General features: G+C 34.0%; 14 protein-coding genes. 9 read left to right on the top strand and 5 right to left on the bottom strand.

Annotated features, from left to right (window positions below; genetic code table 11):
* Positions 1-114: 114 nt before the first annotated feature.
* Positions 115-2,568, top strand: coding sequence for a T9SS type A sorting domain-containing protein (locus ACRBBL_RS01125; RefSeq protein ID WP_431367188.1), 2,454 nt, complete (start codon positions 115-117; stop codon positions 2,566-2,568).
* 81 nt (positions 2,569-2,649) lie between these two features.
* Positions 2,650-3,438, top strand: coding sequence for a T9SS type A sorting domain-containing protein (locus tag ACRBBL_RS01120; RefSeq protein WP_431367187.1), 789 nt, complete (start codon positions 2,650-2,652; stop codon positions 3,436-3,438).
* 563 nt (positions 3,439-4,001) lie between these two features.
* On the opposite strand, the gene purE is transcribed toward ACRBBL_RS01120, so the two are convergent.
* Positions 4,002-4,487, bottom strand: coding sequence for a 5-(carboxyamino)imidazole ribonucleotide mutase (purE, locus tag ACRBBL_RS01115; RefSeq protein ID WP_431367186.1), 486 nt, complete (start codon positions 4,485-4,487; stop codon positions 4,002-4,004).
* A gap of 1 nt (position 4,488) precedes the next feature.
* Entirely contained in the window at positions 4,489-5,643 is a 1,155-nt protein-coding gene (locus ACRBBL_RS01110) for a 5-(carboxyamino)imidazole ribonucleotide synthase (protein ID WP_431367185.1), read from the bottom strand.
* Between the two features lie 154 nt (positions 5,644-5,797).
* Here ACRBBL_RS01110 and ACRBBL_RS01105 point away from each other — a divergent pair, with 154 nt between their 5' ends.
* The 5 genes from ACRBBL_RS01105 to ACRBBL_RS01085 all read left to right on the top strand — a co-directional run bounded on the left by ACRBBL_RS01105 (position 5,798) and on the right by ACRBBL_RS01085 (position 10,173).
* Entirely contained in the window at positions 5,798-6,943 is a 1,146-nt protein-coding gene (locus tag ACRBBL_RS01105) for an adenylate kinase (protein WP_431367184.1), read from the top strand.
* Positions 6,933-7,739 (top strand): DUF3050 domain-containing protein, encoded by an 807-nt coding sequence (locus ACRBBL_RS01100; RefSeq protein WP_431367183.1) that lies wholly within the window; start codon positions 6,933-6,935, stop codon positions 7,737-7,739. Before ACRBBL_RS01105 ends, ACRBBL_RS01100 begins: the two co-directional genes overlap by 11 nt.
* A gap of 19 nt (positions 7,740-7,758) precedes the next feature.
* On the top strand, positions 7,759-8,757 hold the full coding sequence (obgE, locus tag ACRBBL_RS01095; protein ID WP_431367182.1) for a GTPase ObgE: 999 nt from the start codon (positions 7,759-7,761) through the stop codon (positions 8,755-8,757).
* 62 nt (positions 8,758-8,819) lie between these two features.
* Positions 8,820-9,260, top strand: a complete 441-nt coding sequence (locus ACRBBL_RS01090; RefSeq protein ID WP_431367181.1) for a hypothetical protein — start codon at positions 8,820-8,822, stop codon at positions 9,258-9,260.
* Between the two features lie 223 nt (positions 9,261-9,483).
* Positions 9,484-10,173, top strand: coding sequence for a Type 1 glutamine amidotransferase-like domain-containing protein (locus tag ACRBBL_RS01085; protein WP_431367180.1), 690 nt, complete (start codon positions 9,484-9,486; stop codon positions 10,171-10,173).
* Between the two features lie 187 nt (positions 10,174-10,360).
* Here the strand turns inward: ACRBBL_RS01085 and ACRBBL_RS01080 are convergent, their stop codons facing one another.
* Positions 10,361-11,017, bottom strand: coding sequence for a carboxypeptidase-like regulatory domain-containing protein (locus tag ACRBBL_RS01080; RefSeq protein ID WP_431367179.1), 657 nt, complete (start codon positions 11,015-11,017; stop codon positions 10,361-10,363).
* Between the two features lie 178 nt (positions 11,018-11,195).
* Here ACRBBL_RS01080 and ACRBBL_RS01075 point away from each other — a divergent pair, with 178 nt between their 5' ends.
* Complete coding sequence (locus tag ACRBBL_RS01075) at positions 11,196-11,579, top strand: cyclophilin-like family protein (RefSeq protein WP_431367178.1); 384 nt, start codon at positions 11,196-11,198, stop codon at positions 11,577-11,579.
* A 6-nt stretch (positions 11,580-11,585) separates the two neighbouring features.
* On the opposite strand, the gene ACRBBL_RS01070 is transcribed toward ACRBBL_RS01075, so the two are convergent.
* Positions 11,586-13,367 (bottom strand): T9SS type A sorting domain-containing protein, encoded by a 1,782-nt coding sequence (locus tag ACRBBL_RS01070; protein ID WP_431367177.1) that lies wholly within the window; start codon positions 13,365-13,367, stop codon positions 11,586-11,588.
* A gap of 153 nt (positions 13,368-13,520) precedes the next feature.
* Positions 13,521-20,147, bottom strand: coding sequence for an MG2 domain-containing protein (locus ACRBBL_RS01065; RefSeq protein WP_431367176.1), 6,627 nt, complete (start codon positions 20,145-20,147; stop codon positions 13,521-13,523).
* A 166-nt stretch (positions 20,148-20,313) separates the two neighbouring features.
* Here ACRBBL_RS01065 and ACRBBL_RS01060 point away from each other — a divergent pair, with 166 nt between their 5' ends.
* Complete coding sequence (locus tag ACRBBL_RS01060) at positions 20,314-21,444, top strand: hypothetical protein (RefSeq protein ID WP_431367175.1); 1,131 nt, start codon at positions 20,314-20,316, stop codon at positions 21,442-21,444.

Genomic DNA, 21,444 nt, shown 5'->3' with positions numbered 1-21,444 from the left:
AAAAGGTTATTTTTATAAGAAGTGTTATAGATTTATAAATATAAATTGTTTTTCACTGAATTTTTTGAAAACCAAAGATAAAGAATTTACGTATATAAACTTAAAATCGCCCCAATGATGAAAAAGATATTACTATTAAGCATTCTACTACTCTCTGCAATAGGAGTAATGGCCCAACCACCTACAGATGGCTATTATTTAGATGGAACGGATGACTTTATTGAATTAACCGATTCAGATAACATTAATACTACTACAGTAAATAACAGAACTGTTGAAGGTTACTTTAAAGTGAATGATGCTACTAGTAGACAAGTAATTTACAAAGAAGGCGGAGGATCACGAGGAATTCTTATGTACGTAGAAAATGATTATGTAGTTGTTGGCGGATATAATAGATCTAATAGTGATTATTCACCTCGTTGGAATGGAACCTATTTTAGAGAGCCAATTAGTGATGATACTTGGTATCATATAGCATTAGTGTTTGATAATGTTTCTACTCCAGTAAATGACCCAATTGCAGCTTCAGATAATACAAACTTAAAATGGTATTTGGACGGAACTTTAATGGATTCACGTGCAGGTTTTGAAATTAGAAGTCACTCAGGAGATGCAAATCTTGGGCGATCAGATTCTAATGTGCGTTATCCAAATTGCGGAACTTGGACTTCTGGTGGAAGTTCGGAATATTGTTTTAATAGCAATTCTCAATCGAACTCTAATAATTATTTCGCAGGAAATATTTGGGGATTTAGAGTTTGGGATGATGTACGTACGGCAACTGAAATAGATGATAATAAAGATGTGTTAATAACTACTGTAGGAACAGATAATTTAGTAGCTGCTTTAGATGGAGACACTATTTCATATTTGGATGATAATGATGCTGTAGTGACAGATACAGGAAGCAATAAAACCGAAATCACTTGGTCTGCAACTGCTGCAACAACAAGTTGGACAACAGGAACGAATTGGGTTGGAGGATCTGCTCCTGATGCAACAAAATTAGAATCTGTAGTAATTCCATCATCTACAAATTATCCTGTACTAACAGCACATACAGTTGTTGGAGAATTAACAGTAGAAGCAACAGCTACTATTACTGTGAATGCAGATGCTACTTTAGATGTATATTACGATCTTACAAATAATGGAACAATTACAGTTGAAAATGATGGATCGTTATTACCTAGAAAAAACATAGATGTAAAAGGAACAGGGAACTTTGTTATAAAACGAGATTCACCTGATTATACAGATGCAATGTTTTACTCATATTTTTCTACACCAGTCAATGAGGCCGATGCAACCATTGCCACTATTTTTCCAAATGTTGGAGGATATGACTATTATTGGAATGCTTCTGCTACCAACGCAGCTTGGAATAATGATCATACAGATATGGAAGTTGGAAGAGGATATGCATTTAGAGCAAATCATTTTAATGTAGAAACGGCAATCTTTGATGGAACCGTAAATAATGGAGATATTACGGAGCCAGTTTATTACACAGTAGATCCAGGCACAAGTGAGTCGGGATATAATATTATTGGAAACCCGTATCCTTCTGCAATCGATTGGGAATCTTTTCAAAAAGATAATTCGGATGAAATTGAAGGAACAGTATATTATTGGAGACAAACAGATGCGCCAATTGGAGACAATTTAGCCTCCGATTATATTGAATATAACAACACAGGTTCAAATCCGCTTGGAGCTGCCGATGGAAATATTTCAACTGCACAAGGATTTGCTGTTCAAGCCAAAAGTACTGGTTCTGGAACTGTAACATTCAAAAATTCACATAGAGTTGTAGCCAATAATGATCAATTCTTTAGACCTAGCGGAAGTGTAGGAGCATTTACACTAGAGTCTACAGTCGAAATCCCAAGTAATAGTTTAACAGATGGACGTTTGTCATTACGCCTTTCAGGTGGCGGATTATACGCAACACAATTACTAGGTTTTATTCCACAAGGAACAACAAGTTATGATGATACTTACGATGGTCCATTTATCAATGAAGGTTCAGGGATTGAATTCTATTCTTATGTAGCAGATAGCAAGATGTCTATTCAAGCATTGCCAGAATTGACGAATGTAGATTTTGAAATTCCTTTAGGATATCAAGTACTATCAAGCGCAACGTATACCATTGCAATTGATGCGGAATATTTATCCGAAGACTTTGATATCATATTAGAAGATAGATACGAAGGAGTATTTACAGACTTACGTCAAGCTTCATACTCGTTTACTACAAGTCCAACGGAAGAAAATGATCGTTTCTTTATCAATGTTCAATACAAAAATACCTTGAGTATAGATGATTTAGAAATTACAGCAGACCAAGTAAATGTATTGTTTAGTGGAGACGAATTGCAAACCATCACAAAACGTACAGATTTTGAGACAATTACGATGTATGACATTTCAGGAAAACAACTCATACAACGTGCGTATGCAAATACTATTGTAATGCCACAATTAGCTAAAGGTGTATATGTTGTACAATACTTGACAGAAGGTGGAATTATATTCACGAAAAAAATCCTAAAGTCTTAACAGTGAGAAGCAAGGAATAGAAGTAAATTTTGTGTATCATTGTTGTAAGAGATTCCTATAACACTTTAAATAATCTCTATCATGAAAACAAACCTACTTGTATCGCTTTTATGTTTTAGTTTATCGTTCACTTTTTATGGTCAAGAATGTGGAAATCCTTGGGCACATAAAGATGTAAGGGCGGCTTTTTCAAATCCAAAGAATAGTCCAACTGACGGACGTATTTCATTGCGATTGGCTGGAAATGGTTCTTTTGTTACTATTCTATTAGGATTCATTCCAGAAGGAACTGTAGGCTATGATGATGGTTATGATGGTCCGTTTATCAATGATGGTGCAGCTATAGAATTTTATTCGTTTCTAGGAACTACGCGACTATCTATTCAAGCATTGCCTGAATTGGTAAATACAAATGTACAAGTGCCATTAGGATGTGAATTCACTTCAGATGGATCATATACAATATCAATTGACGCAGAATTTTTGAGTCCTAATTTTGATATTATTTTGGAAGATACTCAAGAAAACGTATTCACAGATTTACGTCAAACTGGATATACCTTTACAGGTGTCACAGGAGAAGCACACACTCGTTTCTATCTTAACTTAGACTATCGGAACACATTAGACATAAAAGATGAACTAATAGCTTCTAATGATGTAAAAGCTTATTTCTCTTTAGATAAACTTAAATTTGAAACGAAACGTACAGATATAAAAACTGTTGAAGTCTTCAATATGACAGGAAAACGTATCATATCTTCAAAATTCACAAAAGAAATTATTGCTAAAAACTTAACTCATAGTATCTATGTTGTTCATTTTGAAACTACTACAGGAGCTAAAATCATCAAGAAAATTGTAAAATAAACACAGTATTTCACAATTTATCGATTTTTTATACACTTTATCGATTTAAAATAAAAACACTTTCCACTATCATTCAAATTACTAGATAATTAGGAATTTTGTCCTGTTGATTTAGTAGAGATAAAAGTTTTTCATGATATAAAATAATATATGTAACCTACTTGACGCATAATTACAATGTTGATAGCCCTAATTAACTGTATTATAATTAAATGGATTGGTTGATGTAAAACCCTTTAAGAAAGCTTAGAGGGTTTTTTTGTGGATTAAAATGAAGCTAAAATATGTCTTTAAGCAGTAGAAATGCCTTTCGTCGAAAAGTTTGTGCATTTAAACGATAAAACGGATTTTAAATGATTTCCAAAGTAGAAAAAGTAAACAATACAATACATTTGAACCATCAATACAAACTACTTTATCCAAATTTATTTTTGGGGTAAAAAATGATTAATAATATGGTAGGTTAGTTTTATTTTTGAATGGTTTGTAAAGATAAAAAAGCCGCTTTTCGAAGCGGCTTTTATTATTTTATATAAATTGGTATTTAAAAATTGCGGCAAATTTTACTTTGAAACCTTTTTCGCTCCTTCAATTACTTTTTGTTTCAATCCTTCTTTATACACTAAAATTTTATCCAACACACATTTATCAGAAGTTCCAATAATCTGAGCTGCTAAAATTCCTGCATTCTTTGCGCCATCTAACGCTACTGTAGCAACAGGAACTCCACCAGGCATCTGTAAAATAGACAATACAGAATCCCAACCATCAATAGAATTTCTAGATTTTACAGGAACACCAATCACAGGCAATGGAGACAACGAAGCTACCATTCCAGGTAAATGTGCTGCGCCACCAGCGCCCGCAATAACAACACTAATTCCGCGTGTATGTGCATTTTTTCCATAATCGAATAACTTCTCTGGAGTTCGATGTGCCGAAACAATATCGACTTCAATTTCAATATCGAAACCTTGTAAAATATCAATTGCTTCTTGCATTACAGGAAGATCACTTGTGCTTCCCATAATAATTCCCACTTTTGCCATATTATTTGCTAATTACGTTGATTGTTTGTTTTACTTCTGCAGCTACTTTTCGCGCTTCTGCCACATCTTTATTCACAATAGTAACATGTCCCATCTTACGAAACGGACGTGTTTGTTTTTTTCCATAAATATGAGGTGTTACACCTTCTAATTGCATGATTTTTTCAATGTTTTCATACACAACATCACCTGTATGTCCTTCGGCTCCAACCAAATTTACCATAATTCCAGCCACTTTACTTGCTGTATTTCCTAACGGAAGATTTAAAATAGCGCGAATATGTTGTTCAAATTGATCTGTATAACTTGCTTCAATACTATAATGTCCACTGTTATGTGGTCTTGGTGCAACTTCATTTACCAAAATTTCATCGTTCTGTGTTTGAAACAACTCTACGGCTAAAATTCCGGTGTGTTCAATTGCTTCTGAAACCTGCAAAGCCACTTTTTCCGCTTTCGCTTGAATCTCCTCAGAAATTCTTGCAGGGCAAATTACATACTCCACTTGATTGGCTTCTGGGTGAAACTCCATTTCCACAACTGGATACGTTTTTATTTCGCCTGAAACATTTCTGGCAACAATAACAGCAAGTTCATTTTTAAAATCAACCAGCTCTTCACACATACATTCTACATTTGGTAAATTCTCTAAATCGGCTAACGTACGAACCACTTTTACGCCAGTTCCGTCATAACCAAACTGAGTGCTTTTCCACACAAATGGAATAGAAATCACTTCATTTTCTACACTATGCATCAACTCTTCTAGCGACATATAAATAGAAAATGGCGCTGTTGGAATGTTATGTTTCTGATAAAAAAGCTTCTGAACTCCTTTATTCTGAATAGTTTGTAATGTTTTTGAAGAAGGATATACATGTACGCCTTCGTCTTCAAGTTTTTGCAATGCATCAACATTTACGTGTTCAATCTCAAACGTAAGTACATCTACATTTTTACCAAAATTATAAACAGTTTCAAAGTCCATCAAGTCACCTTCATGAAACTCATCACAGGCTATTTTGCAAGGTGCTTCAGCGCTTGGATCTAAGACAGAAGTATACACATCAAACTTTCGAGTTGTATACAGTAGCATTTTACCTAATTGGCCGCCACCTAGAATTCCTAATTTAAAATTAGAGGAGAAATAATTCATTAGTTTTCACATTTTGTGACAAAAGTACAAATCTAAACTCGTAAAAGTAAACTCGTTAAACGTTATTCATAAATCAATTTGTATCTTTGCGCTTTTAAAATGATTTTGTACCAGTATTTGGGAGAAATAAACCGATAAAACACTGCTTTTTTAGATGGAAAAAGAGGTGGTTTATCAAAAAAACATTCAAAACGTGATTAAATTACACGACAAATATTTCAAGAAATTCATTTCTGAAGCTCAAATTCAGGAAGCTGTCGCTAAAATGGCCACTGAAATGGCAGAAGACCTAAAAGATGAACGACCAATTTTCATCGGAATTTTGAATGGTGTCTTTATGTTTTTTGCAGATTTTATGAAAGCCTATCCATATACATGCGAAATGAGTTTTATAAAATTGGCATCTTATCACGGAACTTCTTCTTCGGGAGACATAAAAGAATTAATTGGACTTTCTCAAGATATTGAAGGAAGAACAGTTGTTGTCCTAGAAGATATTATTGATACAGGAAATACTTTAGAAGAATTACATAAAATATTTAAGGCAAAAAAAGTAAAACAATTTAAAATTGGAACCTTATTTTTTAAGCCAGAAGCATATACAAAACAACACAAAATAGATTATATCGGGATGGAAATTCCTAATGAATTCATTGTAGGCTACGGATTAGACTATGACGAGTTGGGAAGAAACTTACCCGAAGTTTATCAATTACACAATCACAACATGATCAATTTAATTTTATTCGGAAAGCCAGGTGCTGGAAAAGGAACACAGGCAAACTTCTTAAAAGAGAAATACAACTTAGTACATATTTCTACAGGAGATGTATTTAGATACAACATGAAAAATGATACGGAATTAGGGAAATTAGCCAAATCATACATTGATAAAGGTGATTTAGTACCTGATGAAGTAACCATTAATATGTTACAAGCAGAAGTTGAGAAAAACCCAGAAGCTAACGGATTTATTTTTGATGGTTTCCCAAGAACTACAGCGCAGGCAGAAGCACTTGATAATTACCTAACGACAAAAGAGATGGGAATTTCTGCAACAATTGCGATGCAAGCTGACGATGAAATTTTAATTCAGCGTTTACTTGAACGTGGAAAAGTAAGCGGTCGTGTAGATGATCAGGATGAAGATAAAATTAGAAATCGTTTCGGAGAATACAATCAAAAAACATCTCCATTAATCGATTTTTACAAGAAACAAAATAAGTTTCATAGTGTGAATGGAATTGGAACTATTGAAGAAATTACTGTGCGTTTAAGTGCTGTTATAGATGGTTTATAATAAAGAAATATACATACAAAAACTTACACAAGAATTGGCGCCACTACAACAACAAATAGTGGCACATTCTTTATATAACAAAGTGAATTCTGTAGCAGCGTTAAATGCGTTTATGGAATATCATGTGTTTGCTGTATTTGATTTTATGTCTTTATTAAAGGCATTACAAATACACTTAACACAAACAAATTTACCTTGGGTTCCAAAAGGAAATCCTGTAACAAGACGCTTTATCAACGAAATTGTTTTTGGAGAAGAAAGTGATATTGATAAAGAAGGGAAACCACTAAGTCATTATGAAATGTATGTGGAAGCCATGGAGGCATCTGCAGCAAACACTCAAATGATTTCGGAATGCATCACGCAAATTACCAATGGTAAAAGTATTGCCGAAAGTTTAATCGCGGTAAACGCACCAAAAGCAGTACAAGAATTTTTTAACTTTACCTTTGCAGTGATTGAAACAAAAGAAGTACATAAAATTGCAGCGGTATTTACTTTTGGTAGAGAAGATTTAATTCCAGACATGTTTTTAGAAATGGTGAAAGGAATAGATCAAAAAGGGATTCATGTAAATTTGGATAAGTTTATCTATTATTTAGAGCGACATATTGAATTAGATGGAGATGAACATGGACCATTAGCATTACAAATGGTACAAGAATTATGTGGTTCGGATGCACAAAAATGGGAAGACTGTATTGCCGTAAGCAAACAAGCTTTACAACATAGAATAGCACTTTGGACAGCAATTGAACAAGAAATAGAAGTACATTCGCAGCGTCAACTTGCATAGCGAATAAAATATAGAGACAATGACAGAAGGGAATTTTGTAGATTATGTAAAGATGCATTTGACTTCCGGAAACGGAGGAAAAGGTTCTATGCACTTACTGCGTGAAAAGTATAACGCAAAAGGCGGACCTGATGGTGGTGATGGTGGACGTGGAGGACATGTTATTTTACGAGGAAATCAAAATCTTTGGACACTATTTCATTTCAAACTAAAAAGGCATTACAAAGCAGAACACGGATCGCACGGAAGTAGTAACAGAAGTACAGGTGCCGACGGACAAGATGTGTATTTAGATGTGCCGCTAGGAACTGTGGTTCGTAATACTGAAACGAACGAAGTAATTTTTGAAATTACAGGACATGGCGAAGAGCAAATTATTGCGCAAGGTGGAAAAGGCGGACGTGGAAACTGGCATTTTAAATCGCCAACGAATCAAACACCACGCTATGCACAACCTGGAATTCCTGGTGAAGAAATAGACATTATCCTTGAACTGAAAGTATTGGCAGATGTTGGTTTGGTAGGATTTCCAAACGCTGGAAAATCAACCTTACTGTCTGTAATTACTTCAGCAAAACCAAAAATTGGCGATTACGAGTTTACAACTTTAAAACCCAACTTAGGAATTGTAGAATACAGAGATTACAAATCGTTTGTAATGGCAGATATTCCTGGAATCATTGAAGGAGCTTCTGAAGGAAAAGGTTTGGGACATTATTTTTTACGTCATATTGAGCGTAACTCAACTTTACTCTTTTTAATTCCTGCAGATAGCCCAGATATTTCCAAAGAATACGACATCTTACTCAACGAATTAAAAAAATACAATCCCGAAATGCTCGATAAAGAACGCTTCATCGCTATTTCGAAATCGGACATGTTAGACGATGAACTAAAAGCAGAAATGCGCGTAGAACTCGATAAGGACTTAAACATTCCGTATATGTTTATCTCTTCGGTGGCGCAACTAGGCATCATGGAGTTGAAAGACAAACTCTGGGAAATGTTAAACAAATAATAATGAGCGACTTTAGAGTCGCTTTTTTTGTATCTTTTTTTCAGAAACAACAATCAATCATCATGAAAATCATCAACTCAAAAAAACTATTCATTCTATTTTTTTTAATTTCCATACAATTTTCGTTTGCGCAAAAAAGTGAACGGATTTCCACCGTAGATTTTGTTCAAATTATAGATGGAAACAAAGCAGAAACCATGTTTTATTACCAATACAATTGGAAAGTTTTGCGTGTAATGGCAATGAAGAAAAGGTATATTGCTTCTTTCGAAATTATGGAAACTCCGTATTCTGAAGAAGCACCGTTTCACCTCATGTTAATTACAACATACAAAGACAAAGAACAATATGAGCAACGTGAAAAACACTTTCAAGAACTCATTAAAGAAAAGGGAGCACTTCATCTATTAAATGATAAAAAGCCAGCAGAATTTCGAAAAAATCTATTTCATAAAGAAAATGTAATACATGAAGCTAAAGAAATTTATGTAAGAAAAGGTTAAAAAATACGTAAAAGAATATGGGTGAATGTTTAAAAAATCGTAATTTCAAACACCAACAACGAAGTTAAAATGTTAAGTTATAAATGTTGAATTACGATCATAGTAAAGTTTGCGAAAGGTAAATTAGCTGATAAATAAATCAACGAAATTTAAAATGCTAAATATTAAATGTAAAAATATTTTCCAATAACCAATAACCAATAACCAAAACCCAAACACCAAAATGACAACACCAACTTTATTCGTTTACGGCGGACAAGTCAATCAAGGATTTGTAAAATACACGGCAAAACTCACTGGAAAAAAGAAACCTCGAATTTGCTTTTTACCAACTGCTACAGGCGATGCCGCTTGGTATATAGAATACTGGTACGAGTTGTGTCACGATTTGGAAATTGAGCCGCATGTACTAAAAGTTTGGATCAGTTCGAGTTCACAGAATTGGGATTTTGAAGATTATTTATTAGAAATGGATGCCATTATTGTCGGAGGCGGAAATACGCTGAACATGATGACACTTTTAAAAGCCCATGAAATAGACAAAGCATTGATGAAAGCTTACAAACAAGGAATTGTTTTGGCTGGCGGAAGTGCAGGTTCGTTATGTTGGTTTAATGGCGGATTTACAGATTCACGACCAAAACAATTGACCTTTGTAGAAGGTTTCAATTTCTTGCCATTCAGTCATTGTCCACATTACCATTCGGAAGCATCGCGTCGTCCGTTATTTCACAGTAATATTGCTAACGGAATCCTAACTGATGGTTATGCATGTGATGACTTATCAGGAATTGTTTTTGAAGATGGAAAACCTGTTAAAGCAATGTCTTTAGATAAAGAAAATCATTCATATTATGTCTATAAAAAAGACGATCAAGTGATTGAAGAACGATTGGAATCGGAGATTGTGTAGTTGATACTTTGTCATTTCTATGTTCAATCACAAAATCGTTACTTCGAGTGATTTTTAAAGCGAAGCGGAAAAAATTATATCGAGAAGTACTATGAAAAATAATATTCCTCAGTAGATCTCGATACAACGAATCACAGATTCGCCACTCGATCAGACGCTTGTCTTTTATTTTCAAATTAAGAAAAACTTAGCTTCGAATCGCTTTCTTCGTTTCCAACACATTTCCATCAGCAATAACTCGAATCAAATAGATACCTTTTGCTTGTTTTGATAAATCAATCTGTGGAATTTTTGAAAGCTTTGTATGTGTGTTTGATTGTAGCAATTGACCGTTCATGTTGTACACTTCAAGTGTGAGCTTTGTGTAACTTTCATTCAGCTGTAGCTGAAAAATTCCGTTTGTAGATGGATTTGGGAACAATGAAGTCAAACGTTGTTCGGTTGGAATTCTTTTAAACGCAGTTACATCCTCTTCTTTAATAGTCCACTGACAAATAGTTCTTCTTGAAGATTTGACAACACCACAAGCAATTACTTCCACAGCATCAATTTTTTCCCAACTAGATACTAAAGTAATTTTTAATTCTTTTTGTTCTGAAATGACGATTTCTTTCGTTTCAAAGCTCAAATACGAAACTTGAAGAATATCTTTTGCTTCAACTTCAAGTCTAAACTGTCCTTTTTCATCTGTAATAGTTCCCTTTTCGGAATTTTTCACAATCACATTCGCGTCTGCTAATACATTTTTTTCATCATCATAAATAGTTCCTGTAATGGTTCGTTTCTGCGCAAAGCAGCAAATAGAAAAACTTAAAAATAGTGTGAATAGTAGTGTTGACTTCATAAGCGATATGTTTGTCATTCCTATAGTCACATCGAGCGTAGTCGAGATGCAATCAGGAATCTGTTTTTGGTTTGATTACGGTTCAAATCTATTGTATCTTACACATTCTAAAAACAAGGAATGCGTGAACGAAGCTTTTCAGTGAGTAAACGTTCATTTTTTATAAAACCATCATTTTATGCAACCCATTCTACAAACTGATACAACGCAACTTACTATTACTTGGGATGAATCGTGTAAAATTATCAATCGTATAAAAGAAAGTAATTCACTAGAAGGAACAGCAACACATATTCAAGGTGAAGTGTTTTTTTATCAATATGAATTAGACATTCCGTTTAACGGAGAGGAACGTGAAGTTTTTGACGTTGGCGATGTCGTCTATTGGCGTTCGCAAACAGACAAGACAAAGTTTGGAATTTTGTGTATGTACGGAAACACAACCTATGGCGATGGCACAAAACCACGCACATCAAGTCCAGGAATTAAAATTGGACAGGTTGTAAATCATGAAGATATTCAACAAATTCAAACAGGTGAAAAAGTACTGCTTGGAAATTGATCGCTTTTATTCCTTTATAAAACGTGTGGTAAATACAGTTTCTTCAGCAGCAATTCTTATAAAATATTGACCAGTTTTTAAATCAGTAACATCAATAGACGTCAATTCTGTATTTCTATAAGGAATGGTTTTTACTTTCTGTCCAAACATATTGTAAATGGTAAAAGAAGAAATAGCAAGTTCCTTTTTAAGTTTCATGTTCAATGCATTACTCGTTGGATTTGGATACATTGTAAAATAATCACTAAAAGCAGTTTCGGGTGTACTTAAAAGACAACAGAAAACTTCGTGCGTAAATGAGGTAGTATTATCTGCAGGCGTAAAATCAGTATCATTAGGCGTTACTGTACCACTATGTGGAAAACTATGCATGTGTTGCCCTGTAAACTGAATGACAACTAAAATTTCGCGAGTTTCAAAAGGTCTTAAGTTTGTAAAATTCCATGTGAATGAATTGCTAGTTTGATTGTTGGCGATAGGAGTTGCATCGATTGAAGTAACTTCTGTAGGATCAAATCCGTAACTCAGTGTTCCTGATTGTGTAGTAGTCCCTTTATTTTTATATCTAATTCTAAACGAAAATGATAAATTATTATCACTTAAACCTATTTCATATTCATCACTTATAGGATACGCTTCACCTGTTAGATAAGAATCATTAGCGGATACAAATTCTATTTCCAAATCATGGTATACGCCATTTGGAGTTAGGCAGAAATCTTGAATATTTGGAGAAGTATCCGTAGGAAAATTTACGGTTACCGAAGCAGGAGAAACACTAAAATAAGTTGGGTTCACTGACGCAGGTGCTACGGTATAACTTCCATCTTGAATGTTAAATTGAAAGTTTCCTGTTTCATCAGAAAACTCAGTAGCAGTATCAGTTCCATCGGAAAGTGTAAACTCCAAATCGGGATAAATAGCGTCATTCATATCACAACCATTCTCGTCTTCATCAAATAAAACATCACCAGAAATGGAATAAAAATCTTGTCCAGAAACATACGAACACAAGGAATTTAGCTGACAATCTGTATATCCGTATTGAATGATTTTATTTTCGACGTCAGTAAATTGAACAACATCTGCGCAAATGTACCTTAGTGTTGGATTTCCTCCAAAACCCCAGCTAAAGCGTTCGATACTTCCATTTTTGACATTTAATGATTCAAGTAGGTTGTCGTTACATTTAAATAGTGTAAGTGCTGACAAATGACTCACATCCAAACTCGTCAATAAGTTTCCATCACATTCAAGACGAGAAACCATAGGAGTCAAACTTTGTTCATCTAATGATGCAATTTGATTATTATTAACAACTAGGGCACGCAAACTGGTCAATCCTGTATAGTCTATAGTAGTTAATTGATTGTTGCTTAGGTTTATATAATCCAAATTTGCTAAACCAGTAATGTTTATCGTTGTTACATTGTTGTCATTTGCGTTTACATGTTCTAAGTTGACAAGTGTCGAAAAATCTAGTGTTGTTAAATTATTGTGATTACAGTTTAAATCTCGAATATTGGTAAAGTATTCTATTCCTGTTAAATCGGAAATATTTGTGTATCCTAAATTAAGCTGACCAACTAACAAAGCTTCCGAAACTTCAATTTCTCCGTTGGTGTTTGCGTCCAACTTAAACGAACTTCCGTTAACTCCATACGCAATTCCATTACCAGATTCAGCAGCTAATAATCTAGCTTTAAAATTAGCGTCAGGAAAGTTAATAATTTGTGCATACGAAGACGACACAATACATAAAGTAAGGAATAGTAGTAGTTTTTTCATGGTATGGTTATGTAATGATATTCTCAAATATACTTAAAATATATTCTTAAAAGAATTACATAAAGAGGTTTTCAAGTAGATTTTGATACAATTTTTTCCGTTTCATTTCAAAAAATCACTTCAAGTGACGATTGAAAAATCTAAAATTGTATATCAATCCACTTTAATTCGAATTCCTTTTGTATGACTTCTCAATTCTGGCGCATACATACTTTCTATCGTTGTAATTCCGTTAGAAAATGCACCTGTATTATTTACACGCACATTGTATTCTAAAATAAAAGTGCCTTTTGGAATTCGGTCAAAAAAGAAGTTTGTACTAGTATCGCGTGTGCTTTCATAATAGCCAACGCCATCTTGCCATTTGTATTCTGATAATACATTAATCGGTTCCAAACCTGCTGCGCGCATATCTTTTAAGTGAATAAACTCAGCTTCTTTTTGGTTTTTAATTGTCAGACGAACGGTAATTTCATCGCCAATTTTCAATTTTTTTGTAGCCAAAGGAACTAAGACTTCTTTTCCGTTACGTGTTTCTGTTACATACAATTCTTTAGAAATTTGTAATGTAGCCTCTTCGTTTTGCGTGATTTTATCTAGTTCTTCAAAATATTGCCAGTATACCGCGCCAAAACCAGTCGTTTTTCCATTGTTTTTAATGCGGATAGTCGCTTTATCTTTAGTTACCTCATCTTTCTTCCAAGAAGTTTTAAAATAACCTGTACCAGCTTCTTTTGCGGTTTCGTCTAGTTTTTTTGTGCTGATTTTTTCTGTTCCGATGGTGAATTTTGTATTGTCTTTGATAGAAACGAATGACTTCGGATTCAACAATAAAGCATACACCGCTTTTGTGGTACTTTTAGTTGTTGTCCAACGATTGTACTGTTTTTGTTGCAACAACCATAATTGCAATTCTTGAACCATCTTATCGTCCTTAGTAATTTCTGCAAAAGCTTCAATCAATAAGGCTTGCGTTTCTACTGCGCTCGAATTGTAATACCGATTTTCGGTAACAGATTTCCAATACATACCATTTTCCTCAGATTTTACTGCAGATTCTTCCAAGGCTGTCATAATCTTTTTGGCATCTTTTTGTTTGTCCATTCGCGCTAAGCTAAGTGCCAACATGGCTTTTTGATTTACAGATAATAACAACCAATTTTTTCGTAAATGATCTAGATAAAAAACCATTGCAGTTTTTACATCTTTCGGAATTTCCATAAACTCAGGAGTCATAGTTCGCGTATAGATGTATTCAATTTGCGGAGTATATGCAGCGTCTTTAGGTGCTTTATCAATAGTTGCATGCGCGACTAAAAAACGTTCGTCTGCATATTTGTATGCAGCTTTCATGATACTGTTATAATACTTTTTTTCAGTTGCTTCTGTAAGTACATCTAGCTGAACCAAATGCGCAAATGTTTGTAAAATATGAAGTGTAATGTAATAGTTTTCATTTCCGCCAGCAAACCATGGAAATCCGCCAGATTTGGTTTGCAAGTTATCTAATGTATACCACAAATCTAATTGCATTTCGTTGAGTGCTTTTTTGTCAAAGAGTTTTGCCAATTGTTGTTTCTTTTCACTTTCTGAAGCAGCATCACGAACCCAAGGTGTTTCTGAAATCAACAAGGATTTTAACTCCGGATTTTTCTCTAAGTCAGAAATCAACTGTCCATTGGCTTTCCATGCTTCAAACACTTCCTGAATTTTTGGAGAACTCTGTAAAATATGCGCAGCAAGCATATTGGCATACAAACGCGCAAAGGTTTGTTCGGCACATTCATACGGATATTCCATCAAATACGGCAATGACTGAATAGCACTCCAAGTAGGATTGGACGTGTATTCTAAGGTCAATTGATGTTGTTGCAAACTTTCACTCGAAGTATTGGCGAGTTTGCTAAACGTAATTTCTTTTTGTTGGCCAGCTTTGACTAAAATTGGCTTTGCTTCGGTAATCAAAATACTATTTTTGAGCACGGGAAGTACACTTTCTTCTCCATCAGAGAAATTTTCCGCTTTAGCGATCACTTTATACTGAATAGCATCAACACCTTGTGGAATATAGAGTTTCCAAGAAACAGTTGTATTGCCTTTTGCATCAACAGTAAAGCTTTTATTTTTTTCGCTAAGATGTGTCTTTGCATCAATTGATTCCATCGTAGTAGCATCAAACAAACGCAACGAAGCTATTCCTTTGGTTGTTTTCTTTTGAAGATTGACCACTTTTGTGGAAATGACAATCGTATCTTTTTCACGTAAAAAACGTGGCATATTTGGTACAACCATCAATTCTTTTTGTGTAACGGCGTTTTTTGTTAGCATTTCAAACATTCCGTTTTTTTGATGTGCAAATAGCTGAAACTTCCAGCGTGTCAACGATTCAGGTGCTTCAAATTCTACTGCTACATTTCCTGCTGCATCCGTTCGTAAATGTGGATAGAAAAAAGCAGTTTCTTTTAAATTTGTACGTGCGTCAACCATATCTAAATCTTCTTCGGTCAATCCGACAATGACTTCTAGATCTCCATCCATTTCTTTTCGAGTTCCGTATTTTGTGGTTACAAGTATAACTCCACCAGCACCACGATTTCCATACAATGCAGTAGCTTGCGCATCTTTTAAAACGCTTAGAGAAGTAATATTTTTGTCTGATAAGTTTCGAAATACATTTTGATCTACAGGAACGCCATCTATTATAAATAATGGTTCAATGTCGCCTTGTAACGAACCTCTTCCTCTAATGGTAATAGTAGCATTAGTTCCAGATTGTCCACTAGCTGTATTTATGTTTACTCCAGCGGAAGCACCTTGCAATATTTGATCTAAAGTCCCAATAGGAACATTACGAACAGATTCGCCATTTACCGATAAAGTTACTCCTGCAGCTGAAGTCGATTTAATCTCAGAAATGCCATACGCAACTAGCGCAACCGATTCCAATGCGTTTCCTACAGTTAAACGTGCACTGACTGCTTTTTGGTTGCCAACTTTTATTTCTTCGGAACTGAAACCTACATAACTAATTACCAACACATCTTCGGGAGTTGCATCAAGGCTGTATAAACCATCAAAATCGGTAGTAGTTCCTATTTCAGTTCCTTTTATAAGTACTGAAGCGCCAGGTAGCGGGATGCCATTATCATCTACAACGTATCCAGAAATACTTCCTGTGTATACCGTTTTGTTTTTATATTTTCGTTGCCTCTTTATTTCGCCAAGGTATTGATTATTAGTGTTTGTAAAGTTTCTAAAACTTAACCCAAACCATTTGAACTTTAAGTGTTTTTTGAATATTGGAATTTTGAAGTAATTGTTCAAATTGTATACTTCGTGCGATCTTTTAGTGTTAAAACCTGTTGAGTTTGTTTGTGGAGTTGAATAGTATTTTCCGTGGAAGCGATCAAAATTTACGTCCCAATTATGTGGTTGAAATTGATCTAACGATTCGTCATACATAGACGCTAACACTTCTGCATTGCTTGGGTTTTTCTCTAAATCGAGAATTTTAAAACGCCAAGTCTCTTTTTGTCCAGGTTGCAATTTGTTGCGAAAAGTAGCCGTTTCAACCGTTAAAAATTTCTTTTCTTCATATTGATGAAAAGTAAATTCGTCTTTATAAAATGTATTAAATTTTACAAAACTCATACGAATCGTAACATCATTGGTCAATTGTTTGGAAAGCGGAATGTCAAGAATTTCTGAGCCTTTTTCAATTGTAAGAACTCTAGAAAAAACTTGTTTGCTTTCATGAAAAGCCTGTACAAATACATTTAGTGCATCATCGCGCAAAGCGGTTGCCAATTTTAGTTTTAAAAAGCCATCGTTCTTAAAGTCGCTATTCAGTATTTCATGATCAAATAGTGCATTATTTGCTAAGTATTGATCTTTTGGATCAATCAATAAAAAGTTTTTCGATTCAGCAACGCTGTCCTTTATTTTTTCGTCGTACATCACAGTTTCAATAATATACGAACCAGATTTCCATGTAGAAGTATTCAAATTAAATGTTGACTTTTCGCCAGTATTGAATGTTATATGTGAGACTTTCGTTTCTTTTTCTAGAACTTCTTCAGCGGAGTTATATGACATGTTTGGAAATTGTTGTACAAATGTCTCTTTCGGAATAATGTGATATTCTGGAGTTGACCAAGGTCTTTTTTTGAGAACACGTGTAGAGTTTTTGAGTTTATATATTTTAAAACTTCCATTTGCAGCTACATCAATTTCGTTTAAATCTTTGGTAGCTATTTTAATGTTTAACGGCTGATTTTTATTACTTTTTTGCGGAACATTCAACACAAGATCAAAACCTTTGGTACTTACGCTTACCATTTTTTCAGCAGTTTGTGTTTCGCCATTAATATCAGTAACTTCTATAGAAACCGTATATTCATAAGCGTACATATTTTTTAGATCGCTTTTGGAATCAAGTGTTGCAACAAACGGAATGCTAAAGTTTCCTTTTTCATCTGTAGTGGTTACGGCTTCTGCAATAACTTTTGTTTTATCTTCATTGCCATATTTATACATATTGGCATAGCGAGATATTTTGTAGGCAACTTTTGCATTGGTCACGGCACTTCCTAGCAAGGCTTTTGCATTTCCTGTTACTTTTATAGTGTCGTTAAATGAAATATTATTGTTCATGGCGTCTACCGTAACTTCAAATCGCGGACGTTTGTATTCTTCTACTTTAAACGTGTGTTCTGTATAATGAAATTGATCTATAAAATCCCAAAATGGATGATCATCCTCTTCATAATCCAAGTCTTCATCAACTCTAATCGTAAAGTCGCCTGTAGGACTATTTTTAGGAATTTTGAATGAACCGCTAAACGAGCCAAATTCGTTTGTTTTTAATCGGAGTAGTTTAATTTCACTATCATCGGAATCGATTTCAATTTCGCAAAATACATTTGGTACAACAGAACTGACTCCGTTTTTTTGTTGAATGACCACCGTTTTAAAATGAACGGTTTGTCCAGGTCTATAAATAGCTCTATCAGTAAACACAAACGGTTTGGCTTCCCAATAGGATTCTTCTTCATCGTCTTTCTTTCTATATTTTTTATTTAGCGAAACTGCCGCAGTATATAGTGTATCACCTTCATGAATGATAAACTTTTTAATAGTTCTGTAGCTCGAACGTTTATTGATGGTTGCTTGTCCATAAATATTGGTGCGTTCAATTTGATTAATGAGTCTTTTTTTATCTGAAATTTTAATACGTGCCTTGTACACAGGTTTTCCTGTAGCACGATTTAAAATAGTATGTACTTGTTTGTCTTTGAACTCTGTAATGATTTCTGAAAGATTTGTTTTTTGAATGAAGTTAAACGAAAAAACACCTGTAGCAGTATTTCCTTTGGCATTGTCAGAAAGTACAATTAAATACTTGCCTTTTGGAAGTGCAGGAATTGCAATTTCGGTAATGTGTTCGTAATAATCTTTTGGAATATTGGTATGATAACTTTTGCTGAGTACCGCTTTTTTGTTTTTGATAAAATTTCCAATCAAAGAATCGCGCGTGGCATAATTTTTATCTTCCAGAAATGTGTGTGGAATGCGATACGCTTTTAAAAATAAGGTATCTACATTTTTGATTTTCACGCTTGCCAGCGTAGGTTTGTTTGGAATGCTAAATTGTTCAGTAGTGAAATGAATACTTTTTTGTTCAATCTTTTTTTGAAGCAATTCACATTTAATTCCGCCTTCGGAGTTTGGATATTTAGACGTCATTTCTTTGGTAAGTGCTATGGCTTTTGTACGCAATTCTTTAGGTTTTTCATAAGAATTGTAATGATAAAGTTCTGAAATGTCTAAATAATGACTGGCGAGTTGAAAGTTAATCAATGCTTCAAGCGGATTGGCTTGATATTTCTTTGCTAATTGTTTCAGTGCATCAATATAATATGCATTTCCTCTAGGTTCTGTAAGTATTTGTGCATATAAAAAAAGAAAGCGCTGCAATACAATATCTACATGTGCATTCGTGTTTTTTAGTGCAATTTTATCCAATTTTTGAAACAGTCGGAGTGTATTATTCATGGCAAATACTTGTTCGGTATTTACCTCAAAAATTCGTTGCGTAAAAGCTTCTGTTAATGAAAAGTCTTTAGCAGAAATTGTATAACTTTCATCACTTTTGTATGCGTATGGAATATCAGTTTTGTAAAAATTGAGTGCGTTGTGTGCTAAAATTTCATATAAACTAGCACGGTATATTTTCATGGTTGGTTTCCCTTCTAAAAGCGTCATATACTTTTCTACAGGAAGTTGTAATAATTCATCTTCACGCGCAATAGAATGCTGAAAGTGCTTGTGAATTTCGGTAACAAACGTTTTAATATCCCACAAACTAACATCACTTGGAATTGTTTCTGAAACGACTTCCGAACGCGAACTAATTTTATATTGATACTTTCGTGCATACTGGGTTAACAAACGCGCATACATGTTTTCTAAAATAGCATTTGCAGGAAACGCTTGCTGATCAATTTCTGCACGAAGACTTTGCAATACGGCAACTTCCGAATCTTCCGTAAGGAATAAAGCAAACTTAGCACGATAAATAAAACTTTTTACAATTTGTTCTGTTTGTTGTGTTGCATTTGCTTCTTTGTAAATACGCTCTACTACTTTTTGGGCAGAAGCAAATTTCCCTTCAAGTTCTAAATCTTCTACTTTTTTCCATTTCTTATCATAATCAAATTGCGCAACACTTAGTTGTACACATAAAAATGTAAAAAGGCTGAGTACGTATATTTTTCGCATAGAATCTATTAATTCAGTTGGTATTACAAATAACAAGAAACCGTTTTAAAGATACAATAATGGTTTAGGGAACGCGCTTTATGAGTTAGTAAACTGACTTGTGTGTATTTTATTTTTTGACTCTTAGACTATTGTAGTAACTTTAGTGACATAAAATATACTTTTCATGCATATTAAATTGATTCTTTGTCTTGTTTTTGCTTTCGCGAAAGTACACGCGCAGGAATTTCCCAAACCAACACTTGCTTCTCCTGAAGAAACATTTTATTCATATCTAGATAATGAGAAAATTTCTGATCCTACGAAGTTTACTGGAAAAGTAAAAAAAGTAGTCCGCACCTTCAGAGAATACGAGCAAGGCATCGATGTAGTTACGTTGGAAAAAACGAGTTTATTTTTAAACAAGAAAAAGCAACTTGAAAAAACAGTAAAACGTTCGTATTTGTTCGGAATTGAAGATTCTAAAGAAGTCATAAATCATTTAGTAGCACCGAAAGCTGAAATTAAAAAGGAAGGTGAAACTACTATAAAAATGATTAAAGAAGATTTGCCTGAAGATGTCTATTATGCTGGCGATCAAAAAGGAGATGACTATTATGTCTATGTCAATGATCGTTTGCAAGCTTTCTTCAATAATAACGATAGCATTTCGTATGCCTATGATGCTAAAAATCGTTTACTATCTATACGGAGTTCAGAGAGTTTAATTTTAGAAGAATACAACGAAAATGATGATTCTGTCGTATATATGCGTTCGGATTTTGAAGATAGAGCATTTGAGAAAATACATTTTATAAATGACTTGCCTGCTCGAAAAATAGTCTATGATAAATTCGGAGAAGTCATAGATATTTACAAAAAGTCGTATACCTATAATGCCAATCAACAATTAGAGAAGTTTCAAACAGTTTACAAACGTTATTTGTTTGATTATTACGAAGCGAATGTTCCGATAGATAAACAGAAATATGAAGAATTTCCTCGCGTAGAAACGAATGACAGTATTCAAACAGGAACATTTCAATATTCAAAAACAAACAAAATTACTTCGTATCATAGAACAAAAGGAGAAGAAAAAGAAACTTATACAGTAATCTACGATACAAATGATCGTATGCATTTAGTTACAGGAACGCTGGTATTTTATCAAAGAGGGAATTTGGTTTCACTTGATGTTGAATACGAATATTTGTATGATGAAAAAGGAAATCCAAGTTCCATACGATCATCTTATTACAATGGAGGAGAAAAATTACTGCATAGAGAAACTGTTTTTGAGATAGAATATTATGAATAA

This window comes from Kordia sp., assembly GCF_050633145.1.
GTDB lineage: Bacteria > Bacteroidota > Bacteroidia > Flavobacteriales > Flavobacteriaceae > Kordia.
This window is presented reverse-complemented; position numbering and strand designations above follow the sequence as displayed.

Bases quoted from the DNA above. Each gene is read 5' to 3' on its own strand.
- ACRBBL_RS01125 (WP_431367188.1), top strand. From the start codon at position 115: ATGATGAAAAAGATATTACTATTAAGCATTCTACTACTCTCTGCAATA.
- ACRBBL_RS01120 (WP_431367187.1), top strand. From the start codon at position 2,650: ATGAAAACAAACCTACTTGTATCGCTTTTATGTTTTAGTTTATCGTTC.
- purE (WP_431367186.1), bottom strand. From the start codon at position 4,487: ATGGCAAAAGTGGGAATTATTATGGGAAGCACAAGTGATCTTCCTGTA.
- ACRBBL_RS01110 (WP_431367185.1), bottom strand. From the start codon at position 5,643: ATGAATTATTTCTCCTCTAATTTTAAATTAGGAATTCTAGGTGGCGGC.
- ACRBBL_RS01105 (WP_431367184.1), top strand. From the start codon at position 5,798: ATGGAAAAAGAGGTGGTTTATCAAAAAAACATTCAAAACGTGATTAAA.
- ACRBBL_RS01100 (WP_431367183.1), top strand. From the start codon at position 6,933: ATGGTTTATAATAAAGAAATATACATACAAAAACTTACACAAGAATTG.
- obgE (WP_431367182.1), top strand. From the start codon at position 7,759: ATGACAGAAGGGAATTTTGTAGATTATGTAAAGATGCATTTGACTTCC.
- ACRBBL_RS01090 (WP_431367181.1), top strand. From the start codon at position 8,820: ATGAAAATCATCAACTCAAAAAAACTATTCATTCTATTTTTTTTAATT.
- ACRBBL_RS01085 (WP_431367180.1), top strand. From the start codon at position 9,484: ATGACAACACCAACTTTATTCGTTTACGGCGGACAAGTCAATCAAGGA.
- ACRBBL_RS01080 (WP_431367179.1), bottom strand. From the start codon at position 11,017: ATGAAGTCAACACTACTATTCACACTATTTTTAAGTTTTTCTATTTGC.
- ACRBBL_RS01075 (WP_431367178.1), top strand. From the start codon at position 11,196: ATGCAACCCATTCTACAAACTGATACAACGCAACTTACTATTACTTGG.
- ACRBBL_RS01070 (WP_431367177.1), bottom strand. From the start codon at position 13,367: ATGAAAAAACTACTACTATTCCTTACTTTATGTATTGTGTCGTCTTCG.
- ACRBBL_RS01065 (WP_431367176.1), bottom strand. From the start codon at position 20,147: ATGCGAAAAATATACGTACTCAGCCTTTTTACATTTTTATGTGTACAA.
- ACRBBL_RS01060 (WP_431367175.1), top strand. From the start codon at position 20,314: ATGCATATTAAATTGATTCTTTGTCTTGTTTTTGCTTTCGCGAAAGTA.